This is a genomic window from Streptomyces sp. NPDC040589 (genome assembly GCF_055594445.1).
Genome location: NZ_JBVIWP010000009.1, coordinates 21,260 through 41,683, shown reverse-complemented (window position 1 = coordinate 41,683; position 20,424 = coordinate 21,260). Strand labels below are relative to the sequence as shown.

The following is a 20,424-nucleotide window of genomic DNA, read 5'->3' as shown; positions in this document are numbered from 1 at the left end:
CGTTTTGCATCGAGTGCTGTTTTATCGGGAGGTCCGTACCGACCGAGGAGCGGCCGATGGAGAGCACATCCCCGGCAATGGTCATGCCCACGGCCCGCCAGAACCCCTTCGACCCGCCCGAGGAACTGCACCGCCGGCAGGGACTCGGCCCAATCCATCGGATGACCTACGTCGACGGCGGTCAGGGGTGGTTGGTGACCGGCTTCGCCGCAGCGCGGGCGATCCTGGCAGATCCCCGATTCAGCGTCCGCCCGGACCACATGCGCTCACCGGTTGCCCAGCCGGCAAGGACGCCCGTGCCGCCGGGATTCTTCCTCCGCATGGACCCGCCCGAGCACGACCACTATCGGCGGTTGCTCACCGGTGACTTCACGGTGCGCCGGATGAAGCTCCTCGAACCGGAGATCGAAGCGATCGTCAATGACCAGTTGAACGCGATGGAGTTCGCCGGGGGCCCGGCCGACCTGTTCAAGGCATTCGCGCTGCCGATCCCGTCACAAGTGATCGGCGAACTGCTCGGGGTGCCCTACTCCGACAGGCAGGGGTTCCAGCGGAACGCCGCCACGCTCTTGAACATCGACCTCACAGCGGAACACCGGCAAGAGGCGGTCAGGGAGCTCATGGCATATCTGCGGGACCTGCTGCGCCACAAGCGTTCCTGGCCAGAGGAAGATGTGCTCAGCGGGCTCGCTGCGCACGAGGGACTTACTGCGGACGAGAGAGCCGGACTGGCGCTCCTGCTCCTGATCGCCGGGCATGAGACAACGACGAACATGCTTACGCTGGGCACTTTCGCTCTGCTGGCCAACCCCGCACAGTTAGCCGAGGTCCGCGACAAGGAGGAAGACGCCCCTGCGGTGGTCGAGGAGCTGCTGCGTTACCTCACGATCATCCATCACGTGGTCCGCGTCGCGCTCGAGGACATCGAGCTCCACGGCTGCCTGATCAAGGCTGGCGAGTCCGTCACCGTCGCACTTTCCGCGGCGAACCGGGACGCTGACCATTTCGCCGCCCCGGACGCGCTTGACCTCACCCGCTCCACGGCCGGACACCTCGCGTTCGGTCACGGCCTCCACCAGTGCCTCGGGCAGCGGCTGGCCCGCGCCGAAATGCGCATCGCCCTCCCCGCACTGCTTCGCCGCTTCCCGGCACTACGTCTCACTGTCGCGCCCGAGGAAGTGCCACTGCGGTCGGCCATGACGGTCTACGGCGTCCATGAACTTCCGGTCACCTGGTAGGGAGATCAAGGTCGAGAAGAACGACGTGTGCTCGGCGCCTTGCAGCGCGACGTGTGAGTCTGAGCAACGCCCCTTCACTGCCAGCTCCCCACCGCCATCCGGCCCTTCAAGTCCGGGTCTAGATCAACTCACTCAGGCACACGGCATGGATCAGTTGCGGCCTCCGGTGTTGTCACTTCTCATCGACATTTCCGACCCGTGTGATCGCTAAGTGCTGCCGGAAACCGCCGACAAATGTTGTCCCCTCCCACCTACGAAACCAAGTCCGTAACGGCGAAGGTGCTGGTAGGGGCTGCGGAGGGCTTCTCCTGCTCCGTGGGGTATGCGTGGTGAGCAGGTATTTCGGTGAAGTGCGGAATGTGGGTACCAGGCTCGATCAGCTCAGGGTCGGTCGGGCCCGGATCATGCATGGCGTCGCCGACGAACGCATACAACGCCGCAAGTAACCGCCGGTCTCAGGGTGGATCTCGTTGGCGTAGACCCGCGGACGGTCGCCGGCCTGAAGCTTGTTGCCCTTGGGGAAGGTGAACTTCCTGTCCGTGTGGGCTCCCGTGATGGTGTAGCCGGCCAGGTCGAGCGGAGCGTCGCCGACGTTGCGAAGCCCCACGTACTCGTCGGACTCGCCGGGGTTGACGCCCTGGCGGTTGACGTTCGCTTCCAGGCGGGGCTTGCCCCCGACCTTGGTGAACATGGCGACGACGTCCGCGCTGTTCGAGCCGCCCTCGGGGCTCACGAAACGCCGGGTGATGTGTCCGTTCTGCTTGAAGCCGCTGAGAACGGCCTTGTACGAGCTGCCGTCGATGTCGAGCAACTTCCCGGTGCGGCGCGGACGATTCACCGCGACGCACCCACCCACAAGACATCGATGATCAACATCACCATCTACAACGGACGCCGGTTACTTCACAGGCTCTAACGGTTGTCCAAGGTTCGCTCGTTAGGAAGTAGGCATCAGAGAAGCGATGTAATCCGTATGCAGGAGGCTAGTGATGGCAATCAACGCAGCGCCGTCCGGGGAAGCGCCGGCCGGTCGGTTAGCAGGCCGGTGGGTGCCGTGGTTGGTGATTGGCTTGTGGTTGATGCTGGCGGCGTTCATGGTGCCGTTGAGCGGAAAGTTGAGCTCGGTCACCACCGACAGCGCCGTAGACACCCTGCCGGCCAGTGCCGAGTCCACCAAGGTGGCGGTGCTGGACGACAGTCTCCCCGGCGGTGACAACAACACGTTCGTCTTCGTGTACCACCGCGCCGGCGGCATGACCGACGCCGACCGCGCGACGGTCGAGCGCCACTACAACACCCTTGCCAAGCGGTACCCGCCGAAGGCGACGGCCGGCGAGGACGACGAGGGCTCACCGACGAGCCCCTCCACCGACCGCAAGGCGATGATGTTCACCCTCGAGGTGAGCACGACCTACGGCGCACCGGAGGACATCGTCGGCCCATTGCGTGACGCCGCGAAGGAACGCCCCTCCGGCCTGGAACTCGACGTGACCGGCCCGGGCGCGATCGACGGCGACATGGATGCCGTCTTCGACGGCATCGACGAGCAGGTCCTCCTCACCACCATCGCCGTCGTCACGCTCCTGCTGATCCTCACCTACCGCAGCCCGGTGTTGTGGATCATCCCGCTGGTGGCCGTCGGCGCGGCCGCACTGACCTCGATGGGGACCGTCTACCTGCTCGTCAAGGGCTTCGGCATCGTGGTCAACGACCAGAACTCGGCGCTGCTGACGATCCTGGTGTTCGGCGTCGGCACGGACTACGCGCTGTTGCTCATCGCCCGATATCGGGAGGCACTGCACCACCATGAGAACGTCCGGGTCGCGATGGTCCACGCGATACGCGGCGCGGCGCCGGCCATCGTCGCGTCCGCGGCCACCGTGGTCGCCGGCCTGCTCTGCCTGCTCGTCGCGGACCTGAACAGCACCAGAGGGTTGGGCCCGATCGGTGCGGCCGGCATCCTGTGCGCGCTGGTGGCCATGCTGACGCTGTTCCCGGCGGTGCTCGTGGTGCTCGGCAGGCGGATCTTCTGGCCGGCCATCCCGCGGTTCAGCACGGCCGTGGAGGAGAAGCCGGGGCTGTGGGGACGGCTCGGCACCGCCATCAGCCGCCGCCGGTGGGTGGCGACGCTCGGCTCGCTCGGAGTCCTCGGCGTGCTCGCCCTCGGGCTGGCGGGCAACACCGGCGCCCTGCGGGAGCAGGACCAGTTCCTGTCCGCGCCGGAGTCGGTCACCGGCTTCACCGTTCTCCGCCAGCACTTCCCGGAGCTCGGCGGCCAGCCGATGGAGATCTTCACGCGGCCGGCGCACCAGGAGCGGGTGCTCGACGTCGTCAAGGACACGCGCGGTGTGGCCATGGCCATCCCGGAGCAGACCAGCGGTGGCTGGGCCAACATCTCCGTGTTCCCGAAGGACGCGCCGGACACCGCCGCGGAGTACGACACGATCAAGCGGGTGCGCACCGCCGTGCACGCGGTGAGCGGGGCGGAGGCGATCGTCGGCGGGCCGAGTGCGGAGAACCTCGACACCGAGGTGACCACCAAGCGCGACGAGAAGCTGGTGATCCCGCTGGTGCTCGTCGTCGTCCTGATCGTCCTCGGACTGCTGCTGCGCGCGATCCTGGCCCCGCTGGTCCTGATGTCCACCGTCATCGTCTCATTCGCCGCAGCCTTCGGCGGCAGCGTGTTCGTCTTCGACACGATCCTCGGGTTCAAGGGCATCGACTATTCGGTGCCGCTGCTGGCATTCCTGTTCCTGGTGGCGCTCGGCGTCGACTACAACATCTTCCTGACCAGCCGGGCCCGGGAGGAGACCGTGCGTCTCGGCACCAGAGAGGGCATGCTCAAAGCCCTCTCGGCCACCGGTGGCGTCATCACCTCGGCAGGCCTGGTCCTGGCGGCCACGTTCGGGGTCCTCGTCACACTTCCGCTGGTGATGCTGGTCGAGGTCGGGTTCCTGGTGGCCTTCGGCGTGCTGCTCGACGCCCTGCTGGTGCGGTCGGTCCTGGTGCCCGCCCTCACCTTGCTGATCGGCCGCCGGATGTGGTGGCCGAGCCGGCTGTCCCGTCCAGCGGCAAAGCTGCCGGACGGTCAACAGCCGCTCGCCGACGAGGAGGAGCCCGCGCTGCAACGGTGAGCGCGGCGGCACGGACGAGATCCGGGACGGGGACCCAGACCCGTCCCGGATCTTTTGATGGGGCTCGACGGCCGCCGCCCTTTGGTCCTACGCCGTGCGGCCGGGGCTGGGGTCGGCGCACCGCGGTGTCCTGCCCCGACGGTGAGCCGCGCGGGGCCATGCCCGAGGGCCGCCGTCCCTTGTCCCGCGCCGCGCCGCCGGGGCGGGTCAGCACGCCGCGGTGTCCTCCCCGGTGGTGAGCCGCGCGATCGGGGCGGGCGGGGCCGCGGCCGGAAGGTCGATGCGAAGCAGCGCGCCACCGCGTGCGGAGCGGGCGACGCTGGCCCGGCCGCCGTGGGCGTCGACGACCCGCTGCACGATCGACAGCCCCAGACCGGATCCCGGCAACGCCCGGGCGCTGTCGGCACGGTAGAACCGGTCGAACACCCGCGGTACGTCGGCGGCGTCGATGCCCGGCCCGGCGTCGTCGACCTCGAGCACCACCGACGCGTCCTCGGCACGGAGCCGGACCTGGACCGGCTGGTCCGCGGGGGACCACTTGCCGGCGTTGTCGATGAGGTTGAGCACCGCCCGCTCGAGCGCAGCGGGACGCCCGCTCACCCACACGGAGGTCACGTCGAGCGCGATCTCGATGTCGGGCACGCGGGAACGCGCCCGGGTCGCGGCGGCCACCACCACGTCGGCGAGGTCGAGCAGCTCGGTGTTCTCGTCGCTGACGTCACCGCGCGCCAGGTCGGTCAGCTCGGCGACAAGGGTGCTCAACTCGGCCACCTGGGCGCCGAGATCGGTCAGCAGCCGGGTCCGGCTCTCCGCCGGCAGTGCGCTGTCCAGGGTGCCGCGCCGATCGAGCCGGATCAGCAGCTCGACGTTGAGGCGCAGGCTGGTGAGCGGGGTCTTGAGCTCGTGGGCGGCGTCCTCGGCGAGCAGCCGCTGGGCCCGCCGGGAGTCCCGGAGCGCGGCGAGCATGTCGTTGATCGACTGGATCAGCCGCCGGATCTCCCCACCGCCCTCATCCGGGATGTCGGCGTCGAGATCCCGGGTGTGCGCGACACGTACCGCGGCGACGGTCAGCCGGTCGATCGGTGCCAGCCCGGTCCGCGCCACGGTCCGCCCGACAAGGGCGCCGCCCACCACGCAGAACAGCCCGATCAGCAGCATGCCGAACCCGAACTGGTTGATCGGGCTGTCGTCGGCGACGCGGGCCACCTGGACCGCGCCGTCGCCCGCCCGCAGCGTGTAGACGAGGTAGCCCTCCTCGTCGCTGTCGTTCGACTCCATCAGGTCGGCCGACGCGCCCTGCGCCACGCGCCCGGCGTGCTCGCTGACGGGGGGCAGCACGGGTTGGCCGGCCGGCGTCCGGGTCGAGCCGTCGGGCAGGATGACCCGCACCAGCCGACCGGACCCGGGATACGGCGGTAGCTGGACCTGCGCCAGACCGGCGCGCTGCGCGTTCGCCGCCAGGACGCGGGAGTCGGCGCGTAGCTGATTCTCGGCGGTGTCCCGCAGCTCCCAGTCCAGTAGCTCGCTGGCCACCTGGAAAGCCACGAACACGCTGACCGCGATGGCCGTCGCCGCGATCACCGTCAGCCTGGTCCGCAAGGACCGCCGACGCCACCAACGGGTCAGCCGGCGCGGTCCCCGGCCGGCGGGCCCGCTCACGGAGGAGTCTCCCGCAGCACGTAACCCAGGCCGCGCAGCGTGTAGATCAATCGCGGCTCACCCTCGGCCTCCATCTTGCGGCGCAGGTAGCTCACGTATACCTGGAGGTTGTTGGCGGTGGCGCTCATGTCGAAGCCCCAGATCGCCTCGAACAGCGCGTCGCGGGTCAAGACCCGGGTCGCGTTGCGCATGAGGACCTGCAGGAGGGAGAACTCGGTCCGGGTAAGGCGCAGCGGCCGCCCGCCCCGCCACGCCTCGAACCTGTCGGGATCGAGCCGGACGTCGGCGAACGACAGGATCTGCGACTCCTCCTCGGTCGGCGTGCGCCGGCGCAGCAGGGCCCGCACCCGGGCCAGCAACTCCTCGGTGGCGAACGGCTTGGGCAGGTAGTCGTCGGCGCCCGCGTCCAGCCCCGTCACCCGGTCGGAGACCTGGTCACGGGCGGTCAGCATCAGCACCGGCAGATCCCGACCTGCGGCCCGCAACCGCCGGCAGGTCTCCAACCCGCCGAGGCGGGGCATCATCACGTCGAGGATCAGTAGATCCAGCGTGTCACCGTCGGCCCCACCGACCCCGTCGAGCACGGCGAGACCGTTGGCGACGGTGCTGGTGTCGTAACCCTCGACCTGGAGCACCCGCTCCAGCGACTCACGGATGGCCACTTCATCATCCGCGATCATGATCCGCACGCCGGCCCGCCCCCTTCCAGTCGATGCTTTTGCCGCTCATTGTCCCCGATCAACCTGAGGCCAGGATTAGCGCGTCGCTGGCCACCGCGCTCTTAGCTTAAAGATCAGAAGCTGTCCCGCTTCCCTGTTTCGGCCGGGTCCGTGGGCATCGGACTCACCATGGAGGGCATGGAGTCGGGTGCGGTGGAGAGTGCCCATCTGCCGTTCTCAGGCGTGGTGGTGTCGAGTCCGCTGGTGGCGACGCGGGCGTCACGCAGCGCGGTGGAGAGCAGCGTGAACACCTCGCATGCTCGATGCAGCGCACTGCCGGCACTGCGCAGCTGGCCGTCTGTGTGTCCCGCGCCGTCGACGGAGGTCAGTAGCCCGGCAGCCCTGGCGGTCGAGGAACTGGGCGGTCTGCTCGATGACCTGATCCAGGCTGTCGGCGGCGGCCCACACGGAGACAAGCAGGGCGTGGGCGTCCTTCATGGTCGAAGTGATGTGGCATGCGGCCGAGGCCGCCGGGTTGCCGCCGCTGAAGGGGCGCCCGAACTGCCAGGACCACCTTCGGGACTTCATGGACGGTGAGATCCCCCAATGGTGACAGGACGGCGGGGCGGCCGAACCGACCAGTCCAGCAGGACGACCGCCTTGCCAGTCACCCGACACCCGACCCCGCGAGCTCGTGAGGTTGCGCTGGGTGTTGCGGCAAGTGTTGCGCCGGATGTTGCGCTGAGCGTTGCGCCAGGTGTTGCGGGACCTGCCGATCCCCTCTCGCATCTGTGCACGTGGTGCGGCCGATGTACTGAAGGCGGCCTTGGTCGTCGTACCTGCCGAGCAGCCGGTTCTGCAGCCGCTCGAACGCTAGGCGCCCCGCGGCGTCCCATACGACCAGCTCGCCGTTTATGCGGGCTGCGACGCCTGTCTCATCGACGGCCCCTCCATGAGGCGCTCTGCAAGGTGGAGTAGATCTGGTAGGTGCAGCACCCGTCCGTCGAAGCCTGGGAGGGGAACATGGAGCGGCTGGGTCCACCGGGCGGGGATTGCATCCAGCCCGTAGTACGCCCCCGCGAGGCCTCCGGTCACCGCGGCGACGGTGTCCGTGTCACCGCCGAGGTCGATCGCCGCGCGTATCGCGTCTTCGAAGTCGTTGGTGGTGCGTAGGGCCCAGACGGCTGAGCCGAGGCAGGGCCAGATGGCGCCGTTGAGCTCGGTTGCCTGATCGGGGTGCCAGTCGGGGGCGAGGACGGTGGCGTAGCGGCCGCGGTGGTCGGGGCGGATAAGGGTCAGGATGTCCGGGAGCGCGGCGAGGGGGTCGGTGTCCTCGAACGTGAGGCGGATGAGTTCGTGGAAGATCGCGGTGCCCTCCCAGGCCGCGCGGTCGCCGTGGGTGAGGGCGGCGATGCGGTGGGCCGCGTCCATGGTGGCTTCCTGGCCGGCGGGTGCGAAGTGAACCGCGGAGGTAGAGGCCCGCATCAAGGAGCCGTTTCCCGCTGCTCGTTGGTTGACCTGGAAGTGAATCGCGGCGGCGAGGTCCCAGGGCATGCCGTTGGTCAGGACCTCTTCGGTTTGCAAGCCGATGTCCTTCGGTTCTGATGTCGCCCACCGCTGGAAGCGGGCGAATATGTCCGGCAGATCCAGTCCGCTGCGATGCAGCAGGGACTCTGCGACCAGGACGGCCATCTGCGTGTCGTCAGTGGCCTCGCCGGGGTCCCAGCCACCGCCTCCGCACATCTCGCCACCGGCACCGGGCGCGGGAAACCGCGCGGAGAACGCTCCTGGGGGGCCAAACTCGAAGGGGGCGCCCAGGGCGTCGCCCACGGCTGAGCCGACGACCGCGCCGGCCGCTCGCTGAATCCGCTTCATTCGCGCAGGTTATCCGCGCCGTGCCGACGGACGCACGGCCCCATTTCCGTCCTCGGCTTCCCGAGCCATCGGCGGCGAACGCGTCTCGTCTATGGAGGTGCACCGCCTGAGACACCTTGGGTCTGAGACACCCGTACAGGTCGCATAACGCCGCCCAGCGCGGTCGCATCCGGCAGTTGCACGGCTCCGGATACGACCTCCGGAAACGACGGCCCCATTTCGATGCCGCGCCTCGAGCGCAGTACCACCCGGCCCGGGTCGACGGAGACCAACGCCCGGAACCCGTCCCACTTCACTTATGTGCTGTTGAGCTGTCCACGGACTATCGTCCAGCGGGATGTCGAGTAGTCCTGAGGCGGTTCGGTAGTTCCGCGTTCCCACCCCTTCGCCGTGATGGTTACGCTACGCTGAGTGATCGATCGCGGTTCATATGGTTCCGTGCGGAGGGGGCAGACAGTGACGGAGTTCGGGGGGCAGGAGGCGCCGGCAGTCAACGGGGCCGTGGAACGGTCCCGGTTGATTCCTTTGGACGTGGAGGGGCAGACCGTCTATCTGGCCGTGCAGGCGCTGGATCTGACAGCGTCTGGGCCTGGTGTCGAGTCTGAGATCGCCTCACGTCGGCCCACACTGGAGCAGGCGTTGGACGGCCTGATGGGCCTGGCCCGTGCCATGGGGACGCGCCTTCAGGACAGCAATGCGTCCAAGGTGACCGTACAGTTCGGCTGCGAGATCGCCCTGGAGTCCGGCACCTTCGTCGCAGTCGTGGGCAAGGCCTCAGCCAAGTCCACCTTCGCAGTGGGGCTGGAGTGGGAGAAACCGTAGGCCGAACGGCAGACTGCAAGGATCTGCTGAGAGAGGCGACCGTATGCCTCGAAAGTCCGGCCACGACCACCGGCGGGAGCCCGCTGCGGGGCACCGGATTCTTCATCACACCGGACACCGTGGCCACCTGCGCCCACGTCATCGCCGCTGCTGGCAGCCCGTTGCCGCACCGCGTGCACGGACGCATCGTGGTGCTGCGCCGTGAACTCACCCTCGCCGTCTTGCCGGACTCATACTTCCGCGATGACGCGAGCGGACTGGATCTGGCACTGCTGAAGGTGGTTCCGGAAGGTGCCGACGCCGAACCGCCAAGCCCGGTGCTGCCTGTGCTCATGTCGGATGTAGCGGAACAAGGCGATGCGTTGTGGACGTACGGCCATCCCGAGGGGACGTTCCGTCCCGGAGAGCCTGCCGCCTTTGTTTACGAGGGCGATGCGCTGCGCAGTACGGAGGACCTCATGAAGCTGCCACGGGTGGTGGGCACCAAGGTGGTCGGCGGCTTCAGCGGAAGCGCGGTGATCAATCTGAAGACCGGCGCGGTCATGGGCATGCTGACGACCTCGAACCACGAAGGCAGCGCCCACATGCTGCCTGTGGCCCAAATCCTTGCTCGCTGCCCGGAAGCCCGCCGTATGGACGAGTCGGCCGTCACATCTCACCGTCCCTGGCTGCGGACCTTGTCCGACAGCCAACTGCTGGCGGGGGATCGGCAGTTCGCTGGCCCGCGGCTCCGCTCGTATCTGGTGGAGGCCAAGCAGGCGACGGAGTACGACACCTACTGGGAGGGCACGAATGACACACCGCCCCTGTCCGCCGTGTACACGCCCCAACGCGTACACGAGCGCGAGGTCCAGGAGGATGGCGAGCCCGTGGCCGGAGGTGAACGGCTGCCGGCGGAATCCGTGCTGGACCTCGACGGCGACACCGTGCTGGTGGGCGGGCCGGGGACGGGCAAGTCCAGCCTGCTGCGCACCGGCCTGGTCTCGCTCGCCGACCGGTGGCTGCGGGACGAGGAAACCTCGTTGGTCCCCGTCCGGCTGCCAGCCGCGGCCCTGGCAGTTCGCGGGCAATGGGCCGAGGCTATAGCCAACGGTGCCAACACCCTCCTCGGCGACAGCGCCCAGCTGCCCTGGCCGCCGGACTTTTTCGCCAGCGCACCGGCGGCAGGAGCCCGATGGCTTCTCCTCGTCGACGGCCTCGACGAGGTCGTGGGCTACGAAGCCCGGGCGAGGGTCTTCGACACAATTACCAAGCTCCGCGGGTCTATACACAGCAACGCCTACAGGATCGTCCTCACCACGCGTCCTCTGCCCGAGGTGGAGATACCCACGCCAGCGGTGTGGCGGGCCCGCCGGTTCGATCTGTTGCCGCTAGAGGCGCACGGGATCGCGGGCTTCGCCGTTCGCTGGTTCACCGCAGAGAGGCTCCCTGACCCAGAGGACGTCGGTGCCCGCTTCGGCGCGCAGCTCCGCCGCTCCGGACTGGAGGAGCTGGCGCGTGTACCTTTGATGGCCGCACTGCTTTGCCGGCTATTCACTGCGCACCCCGATGAAGCGATGCCTGAGAGCCGCTACGGCGTCTACGAGAGCTTCATCGAGCTCCTACGGGAACGCCAGTTCAGCGACGACCCCTCGGGGATCGTCGGGCAGATGCGGCTCGCCGCAGCCCGCTACGGCACCTCCGTCGTTATGGCGGCCGAGATGCTGCCGATCAAGGTCTTCGGTCTTCTCGGCAGGCTTGCGTTGGCTCGCCGCGACGGCGACACGAGAAGCGTGGTCGATCTGCTGACCGAATGGGCACGTCCGCTGTGTCCGGATGGGCTGTGGTACCGGTGGCCCGTGCTGTTGCGCGGCATTCTGCGGCGCAGCGGGGTGCTGGTCCCTTTCGGCGAGGACTTTACCTTCCTGCATCAGACGATCGCCGACTTCCTCGCTGTCCAGCACATCGGTCAGGACGAGGACCGGAGCGACAGGGAGTTCGCGGAACTCTTCGGCAGAGGCCGTTCCCACCCGGGACGGATCGCCCGCCTGGCCTCCAAGGAGAACTCGTTCGCCCGCTTCCTTGTTGCTTCCTGGATCGACCGGCGCCGTACCGGGGTCGAGGAGGGTCTGCACGAGTGCGCCGGGCAGTTCTCCGGAGCCAGTTTCATCGCGGACCTCACGGCCGATCGAGTCAGTCTCGGCCCGACGCTTAAGCAGACGGCCGTCGACACCCTGCTCCGTGCCTGGGACGCCTCCAGATCCCCGCATGACATCCTGGACCTGCGCGTCGATGTGGCGGTGACGTTGGACAGACTGGGGCACGCGGCAGCCGCGGACATGCTCGCAACGCTCGTCGCCGATCCTCGGCAATTCGAGCACGCAGGCGGATGGGAGCGCCGGGAAGCCGCGCGGGCGCTCGCCAGCCTCGACGGTTCGCGCGGGGCGGATCTCCTGGCGTCGCTCCTGAGAGACGACGACGCCTTCACGTACGGTGCGGACCGTGTCGACCTCGCGATCATCCTGGCCGAAGCACGCCACCCGCGCAGTGCCCATCTGCTGGCAGAACTGGCCGCGGCCGATGCCTCGGGGTCGCAGAAACTGAAGGCCGCCGCCACGTTGACGGAGTTGGGCGACGTGCGCGGCCGCGACCTTCTGGCGGCACTCTCCCGGGATGTCAGGGGCGACGCAGGGTTTCATGTCCATGCCGCTCAGAATCTGGCCGCATCGGGCGACCCCCGTGGTCCCCTCCGCCTGTCCGAACTGGCCCTGGACCACTCGGCCACGGGTAACGCACGCTTCTTCGCGGCGCTCTTTCTCGTGCACCGCGGGGATCCAGCTGGACAGGAGGCCTTACGCGCGATCGCTGCCGATGAGTCCCTGGAGACCGATGCGCGCCCGTCGCGCGCGGTGCGATGGTGCATCAGATACTCGACAGGCGCGGACGGAGGACTGTACGTCCACACGAGGGAGTCCTCGCAGGAGAATCATGATCTCTTCTTTGACGCGTCGGCCGGCGGGTTCATCAGCAGCCTCATGGAACGGGACAGGCTGCGCATGAACGCCGCCGAGGCGCTGGCCAGGATGGGAGATCCGCGCGGAGCGGACACACTGGCGGACATGGTCACCAGTGAGGACTTCTACGAGGTTCTCGAAGCGGGCAAAAGGCTGGTCCGACTAGGAGATCCACGAGGCTTTGAAGCCATCCACCAGCAGACCCGTGCAGGTGGCGAGAACCCTTTCACCTTCCTGTCGCGCCTGCACGCTGCCATGGAACTCACCCGGCTGGGCGACCCGCGCGGCCCGGACGTCCTGGCCCGTCTCCTCGCGGACGGGGACGCTCTGGCGGGCGAGGGTGCGCTGGTGCCCGACTTTGCACGGGTCGAAGCGGCGGGGTTGCTCGCGCGGCACGGCGACGCACGCGGTGCCGACATGCTCGCGGCCCTCGCGGCCTCCCCGGCCGTGCACAGGGACTCCCGTGTCAAGGCGGTCGATCTGCTCGTACAACTCGAGGACCCTCGGGGAGCGGGCCTGCGCAATAAGCTCAGACGCTCGCGCGGCAGGCGGCGACGCCAGCACTGAACACCTGCCACAGCACGCAGGAGCGTGGTCTTCCCACAATCACTCGGCCTCAGCACCCCAGTCACCGATCCCGTAGGCACCTGAGTAATTGTCAGGACCTGTGGATTGCTTGACCTGTCTACGGTGATGAGGACTCGCCAGGCCCCGGCTGTGACGTCAGGGCCTCGGCAAGGCGGTCGACGCCAAAACCGCTGATCAGTAGGCGTTCTTTACGGTTACCGGTGAGTAGCTGGCTCCATTGAACGAAGCCGCCGTCGCCGACTTCTAGCTGGTGGCCTCTGATGTTGGTGTAGATCTTGAAGCAGATGCCGGTGTAGTAGCCGCGTCCGGTAGCCCGGTCGGGGTCCTCGCATACTTGTATTCCTGGCAGCCCGGCAAGGTCGTGGCGCATCCGCTCGAGGGTCGGACCAGTCGCGTCCTCGAGAAAGGTCAGTCTGATCTGTGTGTCCTGTGTCCCGATGTCGGCCATGACCCGGGCGGCGAACCGCAGGTGCTCGGCCAAGTGACGGTGCTCAAAGAGTCGGTTGCCGGTGTCTCGGCCGGCGGTCACCAGACCGAAGAGCTGGAAGTGGGCGAGGGCCCTCGGACCGTTGAAGTTCTGAGCGCGAGCCACTCGCTGGCTGGCCGCCAGCCGGATCGGCGCGTTCGAACGCGGATCGGCGGCCAGGGCCAGGGAGCGCCGGTGCGATGCCTCTAGCGCCAGTGTGTTTGTCGGATCGGCCGCGACCTCGCTGCCTCGAACAGTCGCGATCACCTTGCGTGGATCGACGGTCGCCACGGCCGAATGCGCGGCCAGCGGCACGACCGGGGCGAGCACGAGGACCTCGAAGCCGTCGGGCAACGCCGACAGCAACGCGTCCTTGGTGCGGCGCAGTGCGGCGAACTCGACCGGCGCTGGGGCCACGAACCGATCGCTGCGATAGCGCCGCATCACCTCGGCCGGCGAGAGCTGCTCCGCCCGGCGCCGGAACACCTCAAGCAGCAGCGTGGTCAGATCCGCGCCCGACATCCTGCTGGCCAGCAGTTCCAACAGTTCCGGGTCGTTGGCCCGTGCCAGAACCCGACGCAACGCCGGGTTGACCGGGATGTCTCCGGTGAGGTCATCGCGTGTCATAGACATCGAGTATCACGGTGCAGAAATCAGCTGGGCCAGTGAGTTTCTGACACTTCGGCGGTCATGCCACCGCAGGCTCAGGGCGCTCGACCAGGACGCCGTTCTCGAATCGGGCGCCCGCACGGACCATGGGCACCAGGTGGGCTCCGGTGATCGCCCGCCAGCGGGCCTGGGCGGACTCGACCAGCTTGAACACCATCGCGAGGGCTGCGGCCGGGCTGCCGGCGCCGCGGGTGACCTTGGTGCGGAGCCTGACCGTGGAGAAGGTCGACTCGATGGGGTTCGTGGTCCGCAGGTGGATCCAGTGCTCGGCCGGAAAGTCGTAGAACGCCAGCAGTTCCTCCTGGTCGTCGGTGATCTTCGCGACGGCCTTGGGCCACTTCGTGCCGTAGGTCTTCTCGAACGTCGCGATTGCCTTCTCGGCGTGCGCGCGGTCCTCGGCGTTGTAGATCTCCTGCATCGCCTTCGTTGCGCCCGGCTGAGCGGACTTCGGAAGAGAGTTCGTGACATTGCGGGCCTTGTGAACCCAGCATCGCTGATGCCGGGCAGCCGGGAACACCTCGGTCAGCGCCTTCCACAGCCCCATGGCGCCGTCACCGACGACCAGCTCCGGATCGCGCATGCCGCGCCTGCGGCAGTCGCGCAGCAGGTCGGCCCACGACTCGGTGGACTCGCGCAGGCCCTCGGCCAGCGCGATCAGCTCCTTGGTGCCGTCCAACCGGACGCCGAGCAGGACCAGCACGCACGAGTGCGCCTGCCCGAGCCGGACCTTGGGGTGCACGCCGTCGGCCCACACGTACACAAAGTCGCGGTCCGACAGGTCCCGGTCCTGGAATGCAGTGTGGTCGTCCTGCCACTGCTTCGTCAGCCGGGGCACGGTCGCCGCGGACAGGCCCGCCGCTCCGCCGAGGAACTGCTCCAGCGCAGGGACGAAGTCGCCGGTGGACAGCCCGTGCAGGTAGAGCAGCGGCAGCACCTCGGAGATCTTCGGCGACTTACGGCACCAGGGCGGCAGGATCTTGGAGGAGAGCCGCTTGCGCTCCCCGGTGGCCTCGTCCACCCGCCGGTCGTTCACCCGCGGTGCCCTCACCTCCACCGGTCCGGCCGCGGTGACCACGGTCCGCGGCTGGTGGTATCCGTTGCGGACCACCAGGCGGCGGCCGGCTCCGTCCGCCTCGGCCGCCAACTCGGCTATGTACTGGTTGACTTCAGCTTCCAGGGCGGCGGCGAGCATCCGCCGGGCGCCCTCGCGCACGATCTCGTCGATCAGAGAGCCGGATTCGGTGGAGCCATCGGGGTTCACTACGCTGAGCACGGGCGTGCCTTCCCGACCCGCGCTGCGAACGCGGGCCTACTCGGTGACCATCACAGGATCATTCGGGAAGGTACGCCCTCCGCGTCCCTCCCGGGACTGATCCACAGGTCTTGGGCATTGCTCCCGCATCAAAGCGGTGCTGCAGATGGGCTACGACACCTTCCTGCGCGTTGGACTGCTCCCACAAGGAAAGTTCGACCAACTCCTCACCGCCACACCCAAGGAACGCAGCCCACGGCTGCGGGAATTGTTCGGCGCCGAGTCACTGGAACTGGTCCAGCAGATGGCCGCCCGCCACAGCCACACTCTCCAGGCACTGCTGAGCGACGCGAGAGCCAGACGCGCCCCCATGCCGGACAACCCCAAGCAGACTGCCGCAGAAGCCGGCGCAGCCGCCGACGCAGCCACCGCCCACGCCGAACGGCTGAAGACCGCCATCGAGCGCATCACCGCACTGCGGAGCGAGGTCTTGGCAGCCCGGGCCACCGCGGCGTCGGCCACCAGCACCGCCGAAACACTGTCAACGTGCGCAGTGCCCGACGCCGGAGCCGTCCTCGACGCACTCGAGCCCGTCGCCACCGACATCGCCGCACGCCACGACGCCCTGGACCAGCGCGCCGTACACGCCGCAACCCGTGAACTCGAACTGACCGCAGCGATCACCGCGGCAGACGCGGCAGGAGAAGGCCAGGACGCGCTCGCCCAAGCCGCCATGATCCTGAAGAGCCTCGCGACAGACGCCGAGGAACACCGCAGTGAGCGTGACCGGCTCGCCATATTCGCCGAACAGCTCGCCGACGAACGCGACGCCATCACCGAAGCCGAGGCAGAACTGGACGAGGACGCCGAACACGCAAAACCGCTGGCCGAGCAGGCCGATGCCGCCGCAAAGACGAGCAACCAGATCCGCACGTGCGCCACCACCGTCCGCACCGCGCTGACCACAGCCCTCACGGCGGCCCGCCGCGTCGCCGGCACCGCGAGCGCACACGCCGCCGCAGTGGACCGGCGCACATCCGCCCGTGACGATCTCGGCCCAGTGGAGGCGAAAGCAGAGGCAGCACGCAAAGCTGTCAAGGAAGCCGACACTCATCTGGAGGCGCTGCGACAACGCAACACGGCTGCTGCGCTCGCCGCCGAACTGCGCCCCGGTGACGACTGTCTCGTATGCCACCAGCAGGTCCCGGACAACTTCACCCCCCCCGACGGATACTCATACGGCCGAGCTGGCCGCGGCGACGGACCGGCTGAGCCGGGCAAAAAGCGCACGTGACACGGCCGTCGAACGGCTCGCTAAAGCCCGCGCCGATATGACCGCCGCCGAAGCAGCATCACTTGCACTGACCGCTGCCACTGCAGCCTTGGCTGCCCCGACCGCTGATGGCCCTGCACCACTCGAGCAGAACACAGCACCGATCGCCGACGCAATCGCCGCATGCGAGCAGGCAGCCGTCAGGCACACCGAGCAACTGCAGGCCGAAGGGCATCGCCGCATCGCCGAGGTCGAAGCCGGCCGCAAGGCGCTGGCCGAGCGCACGCGAGCCCATCAACGCCACACCGACGACACCGCGCAGGCCTCCGCGCTTCACACCCGTGCCGTGGTCAGGACCACCACCCAGGTCAGCACGCTCCCCTCCCGCATCCAAGCGATGCTGCCGCACGACGCGATCGACATCCTCGCCGATGAGGCAGCCGCTGCCGCCGCCGCTGTCACCACCCGGCAGGCAGAAGTCCAAGAGCTGTTCGACCAGAGGGAAAAGGCAAGGGCGCAGAAAGCCGAGGTACTTGGCGAACAGCGTGCCCTCGAAAGGACACTCAGGTCCGGCTGGAGCACCCGCTGAACCAACTGCGCGGCCGACTGGACGTGTGGGCGCAGGCCGTCACTCAGGCCCTCACGCATCTCGATGCCTCCGACCAGCATCAGGCGCCGAAGGCCCCGGCCCAGTCAGAGATCGCTGAAGTCCGCACGTACGCCTCCGAACTGTCGACGACCACCTCAACGCTGGGTGACAAGCTCATCCAGCGTGCCGTCGCCGCCGCAGACCACGCAGCCACTGCCGAGAACAGCCTCAGCGAGTGCGCCGCCGCACTTACCGATGTCGACGGCTTCGATACCCACGCCGATCTGACAACACCCGAAGCGCTCCACCCCCTCGTTGCCGCAGTCGGACAGGCAACCAAAGAAGCTAAAGACCAGCGCCAGAAGCAGCAGGAAGCGCAGGACCTGATCAAGCCGGCCGCTGACCTGGACTTCGCCATCACCGCGGGCAAGGCCCGCTGTGAAGCCCTGGAAGTCCTGCGCCGCGAACTGGTCGACGCCAAGTTCCTGAACCACCTCACCATGCTGCGTACCCAAGCGCTGCTCGGTATCGCCAGCGACCTGCTCGGCCAAATGTCCGACGGACGCTTCGGCTTCGCCGACAGCTTCGACATCGTCAGCCGCAACTCCGGCGTCGCCCACCCCCCAAACCGGCTGTCCGGAGGAGAGAAGTTCCAGGCATCACTCGCCTTGGCCCTGGCACTCGCCGAACTGCACTCCCGCAGCGGCCCGGCTCTCGGCTCCCTGTTCCTCGATGAAGGCTTCGCCGCCCTCGACACCACCGCATTGGACTCCGCCCTCGAGGTACTGCGCACCCAAGCCAACGGGAATCGCCTTGTCATGGTGATCAGCCACCTGCAGGCTGTCGCCGAGGCCGTCGACGACGTGCTGCTGGTGGAACGGACGCCTGCCGGATCGTCTGCCCACTGGCTCACACCGACCCAGCGCGACGAACTGGCACAAGCCGACCTGGTCAGCGGCCTACAAACAATGGCGCGATAGCTGCGCCGGAACTTCTTCGACGAACACGTCGTCTCACACGGTCACACTGGCCCGCTAAAACGCACCTGTTCCGGGGTTTGTAGTGGATTTCGTGTAGATGGTGCTCGCGGGCGACGGCTTCGGGGGGGGGGGGGCAAGTTTCATGCGGAAAAACGACCTCCCACGCTCCCGGAAGCCTCCAGAGGCAAGGATTCCTACCTAAATACCGCCGGCAGGCAAGGAAAGTGAGTTAAATCTACCGCTCATGACGGCCGACTACGGCCGCGCAGGCCGGACCCTCCCGGGCTGCGCTGCAGCGGACAGCAGGAAGCCATGCGACCGCCGCTGCTGCTTTCCTATCGCGCGCCCGGGTACCCGCCCGGCGGCGGTCCGCCAGCCGGCCTGTCCGAGCTTGCCGACGGCCAGGTCGGCATCGCTGCCGCGGTCCCGGTCCGTCCGGCCGCGTTGGCGGGGAAGGGCGAGCCTGGCCCGAGGACTCGCCTGGGCGTTTGGGCAGGGCTGCCCGGCGGGCACCGGGGCGGGGCTGATCTCGATTCGCGTGCGGCTCTGTACGTGGGCGCAGCACGTGGGCAGTATCAGCGGCGCCGGCACGGCTGCCGGGCCGCGAGGTACTCGCCGATCGTGCGAGGGCGGGACCGGATCCGCCGGTTCTCGTCCTCCTGGCCCCACCGATCGATCATCCCGTTGAGCTCGGTGAGCGTCGCGACCTCCGGCCCTGGGACGAGGTGGTTGCGGTGGAACCAGCCGATCTGACCTTCGACTGGGTGGTTCCGGAGAACGGCGTCAAGCACGACCACCCGACAACGTCACCCCCTGCCCCATCCACCCGCTGCGCCCGGCACGGCAAAAGGCACAGTCTTCCCGCAAAGGAACCGAAGGTTCCCCGGTCCGTGCCGCGATGAGACGAATTGCCCGGACCGGCCGGGTGCGGAACTTACACCTCGGTGTTCAGCGACTGCAGCCGGGCTTCGGCGTAGGCGACGACCTGTCGCGGTCCCTCGGTCATCCGTCCCTCTGCGTCAGTGATCGGGCAGCTCATGACCATGACGGCGAGGCTGGCGAGATCCACCATCTCCGCCACCTCGGCGCGCCGAGGTGGGTCGTACTGGGTGAAGTCGTCGCACGTTTCGACCAGTGAGGTGAATGACGGCAGCCGTCTCAGCAGGGTGAACTGGAGACCCTGCAGGATGCGCTGCATGTCCTTGCTGCGCGCGTCCAGGGCGGGCGCAGCGTCCTCCGCCTCGCGCATCTGTGCTTCGAGCCGCTCCAGCTCTTGTGCCTTCTCCTGTTCGCTGCGTCTGAGTCTGCGGCTCTGCCATTCCCCGAGAGCAGCCAGCGAGAGGACGGCCGGAGCAGCGACGAGCCCGGTCAGCACCATTGTTCCGGCCGCCACCCCGCCACCGCCGGCGGCAAGAGACCCGCCGCCCAGCCACGCGAGCGTGGCACTGGTGGCCGCAGCTCCGGACAACCCCGAGATCGCCGTGCCGGTGGAGGCGGAAGCGAAGGCTCCCACTGCGAAAACAGTGCCTGCCCCGACGCTGTAACCGGTGAGCGCGCTGCCTGCCAGTGATCCGACAGCGGCCGTCACGGCTTTCTCGCGCAGCTCCCAATGCTCGGTATCCACTTCGTCGGCGACGGTTGGCATCACGATCACGGACAGCTTGCTCAGTTCGGCCAGCTCGACCGGATCGATGTGCTTGAGACGCTGAAAAATGTCACGGAAGGGGACGATGGCCTGGTCGTAGAGGGTCTGCCGCGCCTTCTGCTGGGCAGCATTCTCCGCGGCGGCCCGCTGATTGAGCTTCTCCTGGCGCTCGTTCAGCTGTTCCTTCCTCTGCTGGTTCGTCTTCGCGAGCCTGACCGCGTCGACTATGGCGATAGCCACGTTGCCCCCCTTGATACTCGGCTCGGAGATCTTAGAGCCGCATCAGGAGCTCTGATCCAGGTAGTGCTGCGGTTCTCATTTCATTGCAGCAGAAAGTTCGTTCTGGACCGCCCGCGCTGCGGTGAGACGTCCCGTTCCCCGCTCGGCCTGACATCACCTGACCCCGACCTCTGCCGGAGTAGCCGGCGTGGCCGCCGGTGCCTTCCACCAGCCCCAAAGGCGTGCGCTGGCCGTCTGCATGCCGGGAGTCGATGGCCGATGGGACCGAAGGGACTGGGCTGGGATCGGCTTCCAATCGACTGAAGTCCCGCCGCGGCCGATGCCTTGCAACGACAATGAGTT

At 68.0% G+C, this 20,424-nt stretch carries 16 protein-coding genes; 7 read left to right on the top strand and 9 right to left on the bottom strand.

Annotation, left to right across the window (positions count from 1 at the left end; genetic code table 11):
- Nucleotides 1–56: 56 nt before the first annotated feature.
- Nucleotides 57–1,238: a cytochrome P450 gene (locus ACZ58V_RS31970; RefSeq protein WP_471294386.1), complete on the top strand. Its 1,182-nt coding sequence runs from the start codon at nt 57–59 to the stop codon at nt 1,236–1,238.
- A gap of 376 nt (nt 1,239–1,614) precedes the next feature.
- On the opposite strand, the gene ACZ58V_RS31965 is transcribed toward ACZ58V_RS31970, so the two are convergent.
- Nucleotides 1,615–2,076 carry a lamin tail domain-containing protein gene (locus ACZ58V_RS31965; RefSeq protein WP_471294383.1) on the bottom strand — a complete coding sequence of 154 codons (462 nt, stop codon included), beginning with the start codon at nt 2,074–2,076 and terminating at the stop codon, nt 1,615–1,617.
- A gap of 151 nt (nt 2,077–2,227) precedes the next feature.
- Between ACZ58V_RS31965 and ACZ58V_RS31960 the strand changes: the two genes are divergently transcribed.
- Entirely contained in the window at nt 2,228–4,372 is a 2,145-nt protein-coding gene (locus tag ACZ58V_RS31960) for an MMPL family transporter (RefSeq protein WP_471294381.1), read from the top strand.
- Between the two features lie 207 nt (nt 4,373–4,579).
- Here the strand turns inward: ACZ58V_RS31960 and ACZ58V_RS31955 are convergent, their stop codons facing one another.
- The 4 genes from ACZ58V_RS31955 to ACZ58V_RS31940 all read right to left on the bottom strand — a co-directional run bounded on the left by ACZ58V_RS31955 (nt 4,580) and on the right by ACZ58V_RS31940 (nt 8,565).
- Nucleotides 4,580–6,031: a HAMP domain-containing sensor histidine kinase gene (locus ACZ58V_RS31955; RefSeq protein ID WP_471294379.1), complete on the bottom strand. Its 1,452-nt coding sequence runs from the start codon at nt 6,029–6,031 to the stop codon at nt 4,580–4,582.
- On the bottom strand, nt 6,028–6,720 hold the full coding sequence (locus ACZ58V_RS31950) for a response regulator transcription factor (RefSeq protein ID WP_471294377.1): 693 nt from the start codon (nt 6,718–6,720) through the stop codon (nt 6,028–6,030). Before ACZ58V_RS31950 ends, ACZ58V_RS31955 begins: the two co-directional genes overlap by 4 nt.
- 104 nt (nt 6,721–6,824) lie before the next feature.
- Nucleotides 6,825–7,001 (bottom strand): hypothetical protein, encoded by a 177-nt coding sequence (locus tag ACZ58V_RS31945; RefSeq protein ID WP_471294375.1) that lies wholly within the window; start codon nt 6,999–7,001, stop codon nt 6,825–6,827.
- Nucleotides 7,002–7,602: 601 nt separating this feature from the next.
- Complete coding sequence (locus ACZ58V_RS31940; RefSeq protein ID WP_468195383.1) at nt 7,603–8,565, bottom strand: ADP-ribosylglycohydrolase family protein; 963 nt, start codon at nt 8,563–8,565, stop codon at nt 7,603–7,605.
- Nucleotides 8,566–8,976: 411 nt separating this feature from the next.
- On the opposite strand from ACZ58V_RS31940, the gene ACZ58V_RS31935 reads away from it, so the two are divergent.
- Both ACZ58V_RS31935 and ACZ58V_RS31930 read left to right on the top strand, forming a co-directional pair.
- On the top strand, nt 8,977–9,387 hold the full coding sequence (locus ACZ58V_RS31935) for a CU044_2847 family protein (RefSeq protein ID WP_468195381.1): 411 nt from the start codon (nt 8,977–8,979) through the stop codon (nt 9,385–9,387).
- Nucleotides 9,372–12,947, top strand: coding sequence for a trypsin-like peptidase domain-containing protein (locus ACZ58V_RS31930; protein WP_471294371.1), 3,576 nt, complete (start codon nt 9,372–9,374; stop codon nt 12,945–12,947). The genes ACZ58V_RS31935 and ACZ58V_RS31930 overlap by 16 nt, the downstream gene beginning before the upstream one ends.
- A 118-nt stretch (nt 12,948–13,065) precedes the next feature.
- Here ACZ58V_RS31930 and ACZ58V_RS31925 read toward each other — a convergent pair whose 3' ends face one another.
- Together ACZ58V_RS31925 and ACZ58V_RS31920 are read right to left on the bottom strand one after the other, a co-directional pair.
- Nucleotides 13,066–14,061 (bottom strand): hypothetical protein, encoded by a 996-nt coding sequence (locus tag ACZ58V_RS31925; RefSeq protein ID WP_471294369.1) that lies wholly within the window; start codon nt 14,059–14,061, stop codon nt 13,066–13,068.
- Between the two features lie 61 nt (nt 14,062–14,122).
- Nucleotides 14,123–15,376, bottom strand: coding sequence for an IS256 family transposase (locus ACZ58V_RS31920; protein WP_471294366.1), 1,254 nt, complete (start codon nt 15,374–15,376; stop codon nt 14,123–14,125).
- A 145-nt stretch (nt 15,377–15,521) separates the two neighbouring features.
- Here ACZ58V_RS31920 and ACZ58V_RS31915 point away from each other — a divergent pair, with 145 nt between their 5' ends.
- From ACZ58V_RS31915 to ACZ58V_RS31905, 3 genes are read left to right on the top strand one after another with little or no spacing between them, the layout of a single operon-like run.
- Nucleotides 15,522–16,649, top strand: coding sequence for a hypothetical protein (locus tag ACZ58V_RS31915; RefSeq protein WP_471294363.1), 1,128 nt, complete (start codon nt 15,522–15,524; stop codon nt 16,647–16,649).
- Between the two features lie 37 nt (nt 16,650–16,686).
- Entirely contained in the window at nt 16,687–17,217 is a 531-nt protein-coding gene (locus ACZ58V_RS31910; RefSeq protein ID WP_471294361.1) for a hypothetical protein, read from the top strand.
- A 23-nt stretch (nt 17,218–17,240) separates the two neighbouring features.
- Nucleotides 17,241–18,197, top strand: coding sequence for an SbcC/MukB-like Walker B domain-containing protein (locus ACZ58V_RS31905; RefSeq protein WP_471294359.1), 957 nt, complete (start codon nt 17,241–17,243; stop codon nt 18,195–18,197).
- A gap of 575 nt (nt 18,198–18,772) precedes the next feature.
- On the opposite strand, the gene ACZ58V_RS31900 is transcribed toward ACZ58V_RS31905, so the two are convergent.
- Both ACZ58V_RS31900 and ACZ58V_RS31895 read right to left on the bottom strand, forming a co-directional pair.
- Nucleotides 18,773–18,994, bottom strand: coding sequence for a hypothetical protein (locus ACZ58V_RS31900; RefSeq protein WP_471294357.1), 222 nt, complete (start codon nt 18,992–18,994; stop codon nt 18,773–18,775).
- A 137-nt stretch (nt 18,995–19,131) separates the two neighbouring features.
- Nucleotides 19,132–20,082, bottom strand: a complete 951-nt coding sequence (locus ACZ58V_RS31895; protein ID WP_471294354.1) for a hypothetical protein — start codon at nt 20,080–20,082, stop codon at nt 19,132–19,134.
- Nucleotides 20,083–20,424: the final 342 nt, after the last annotated feature.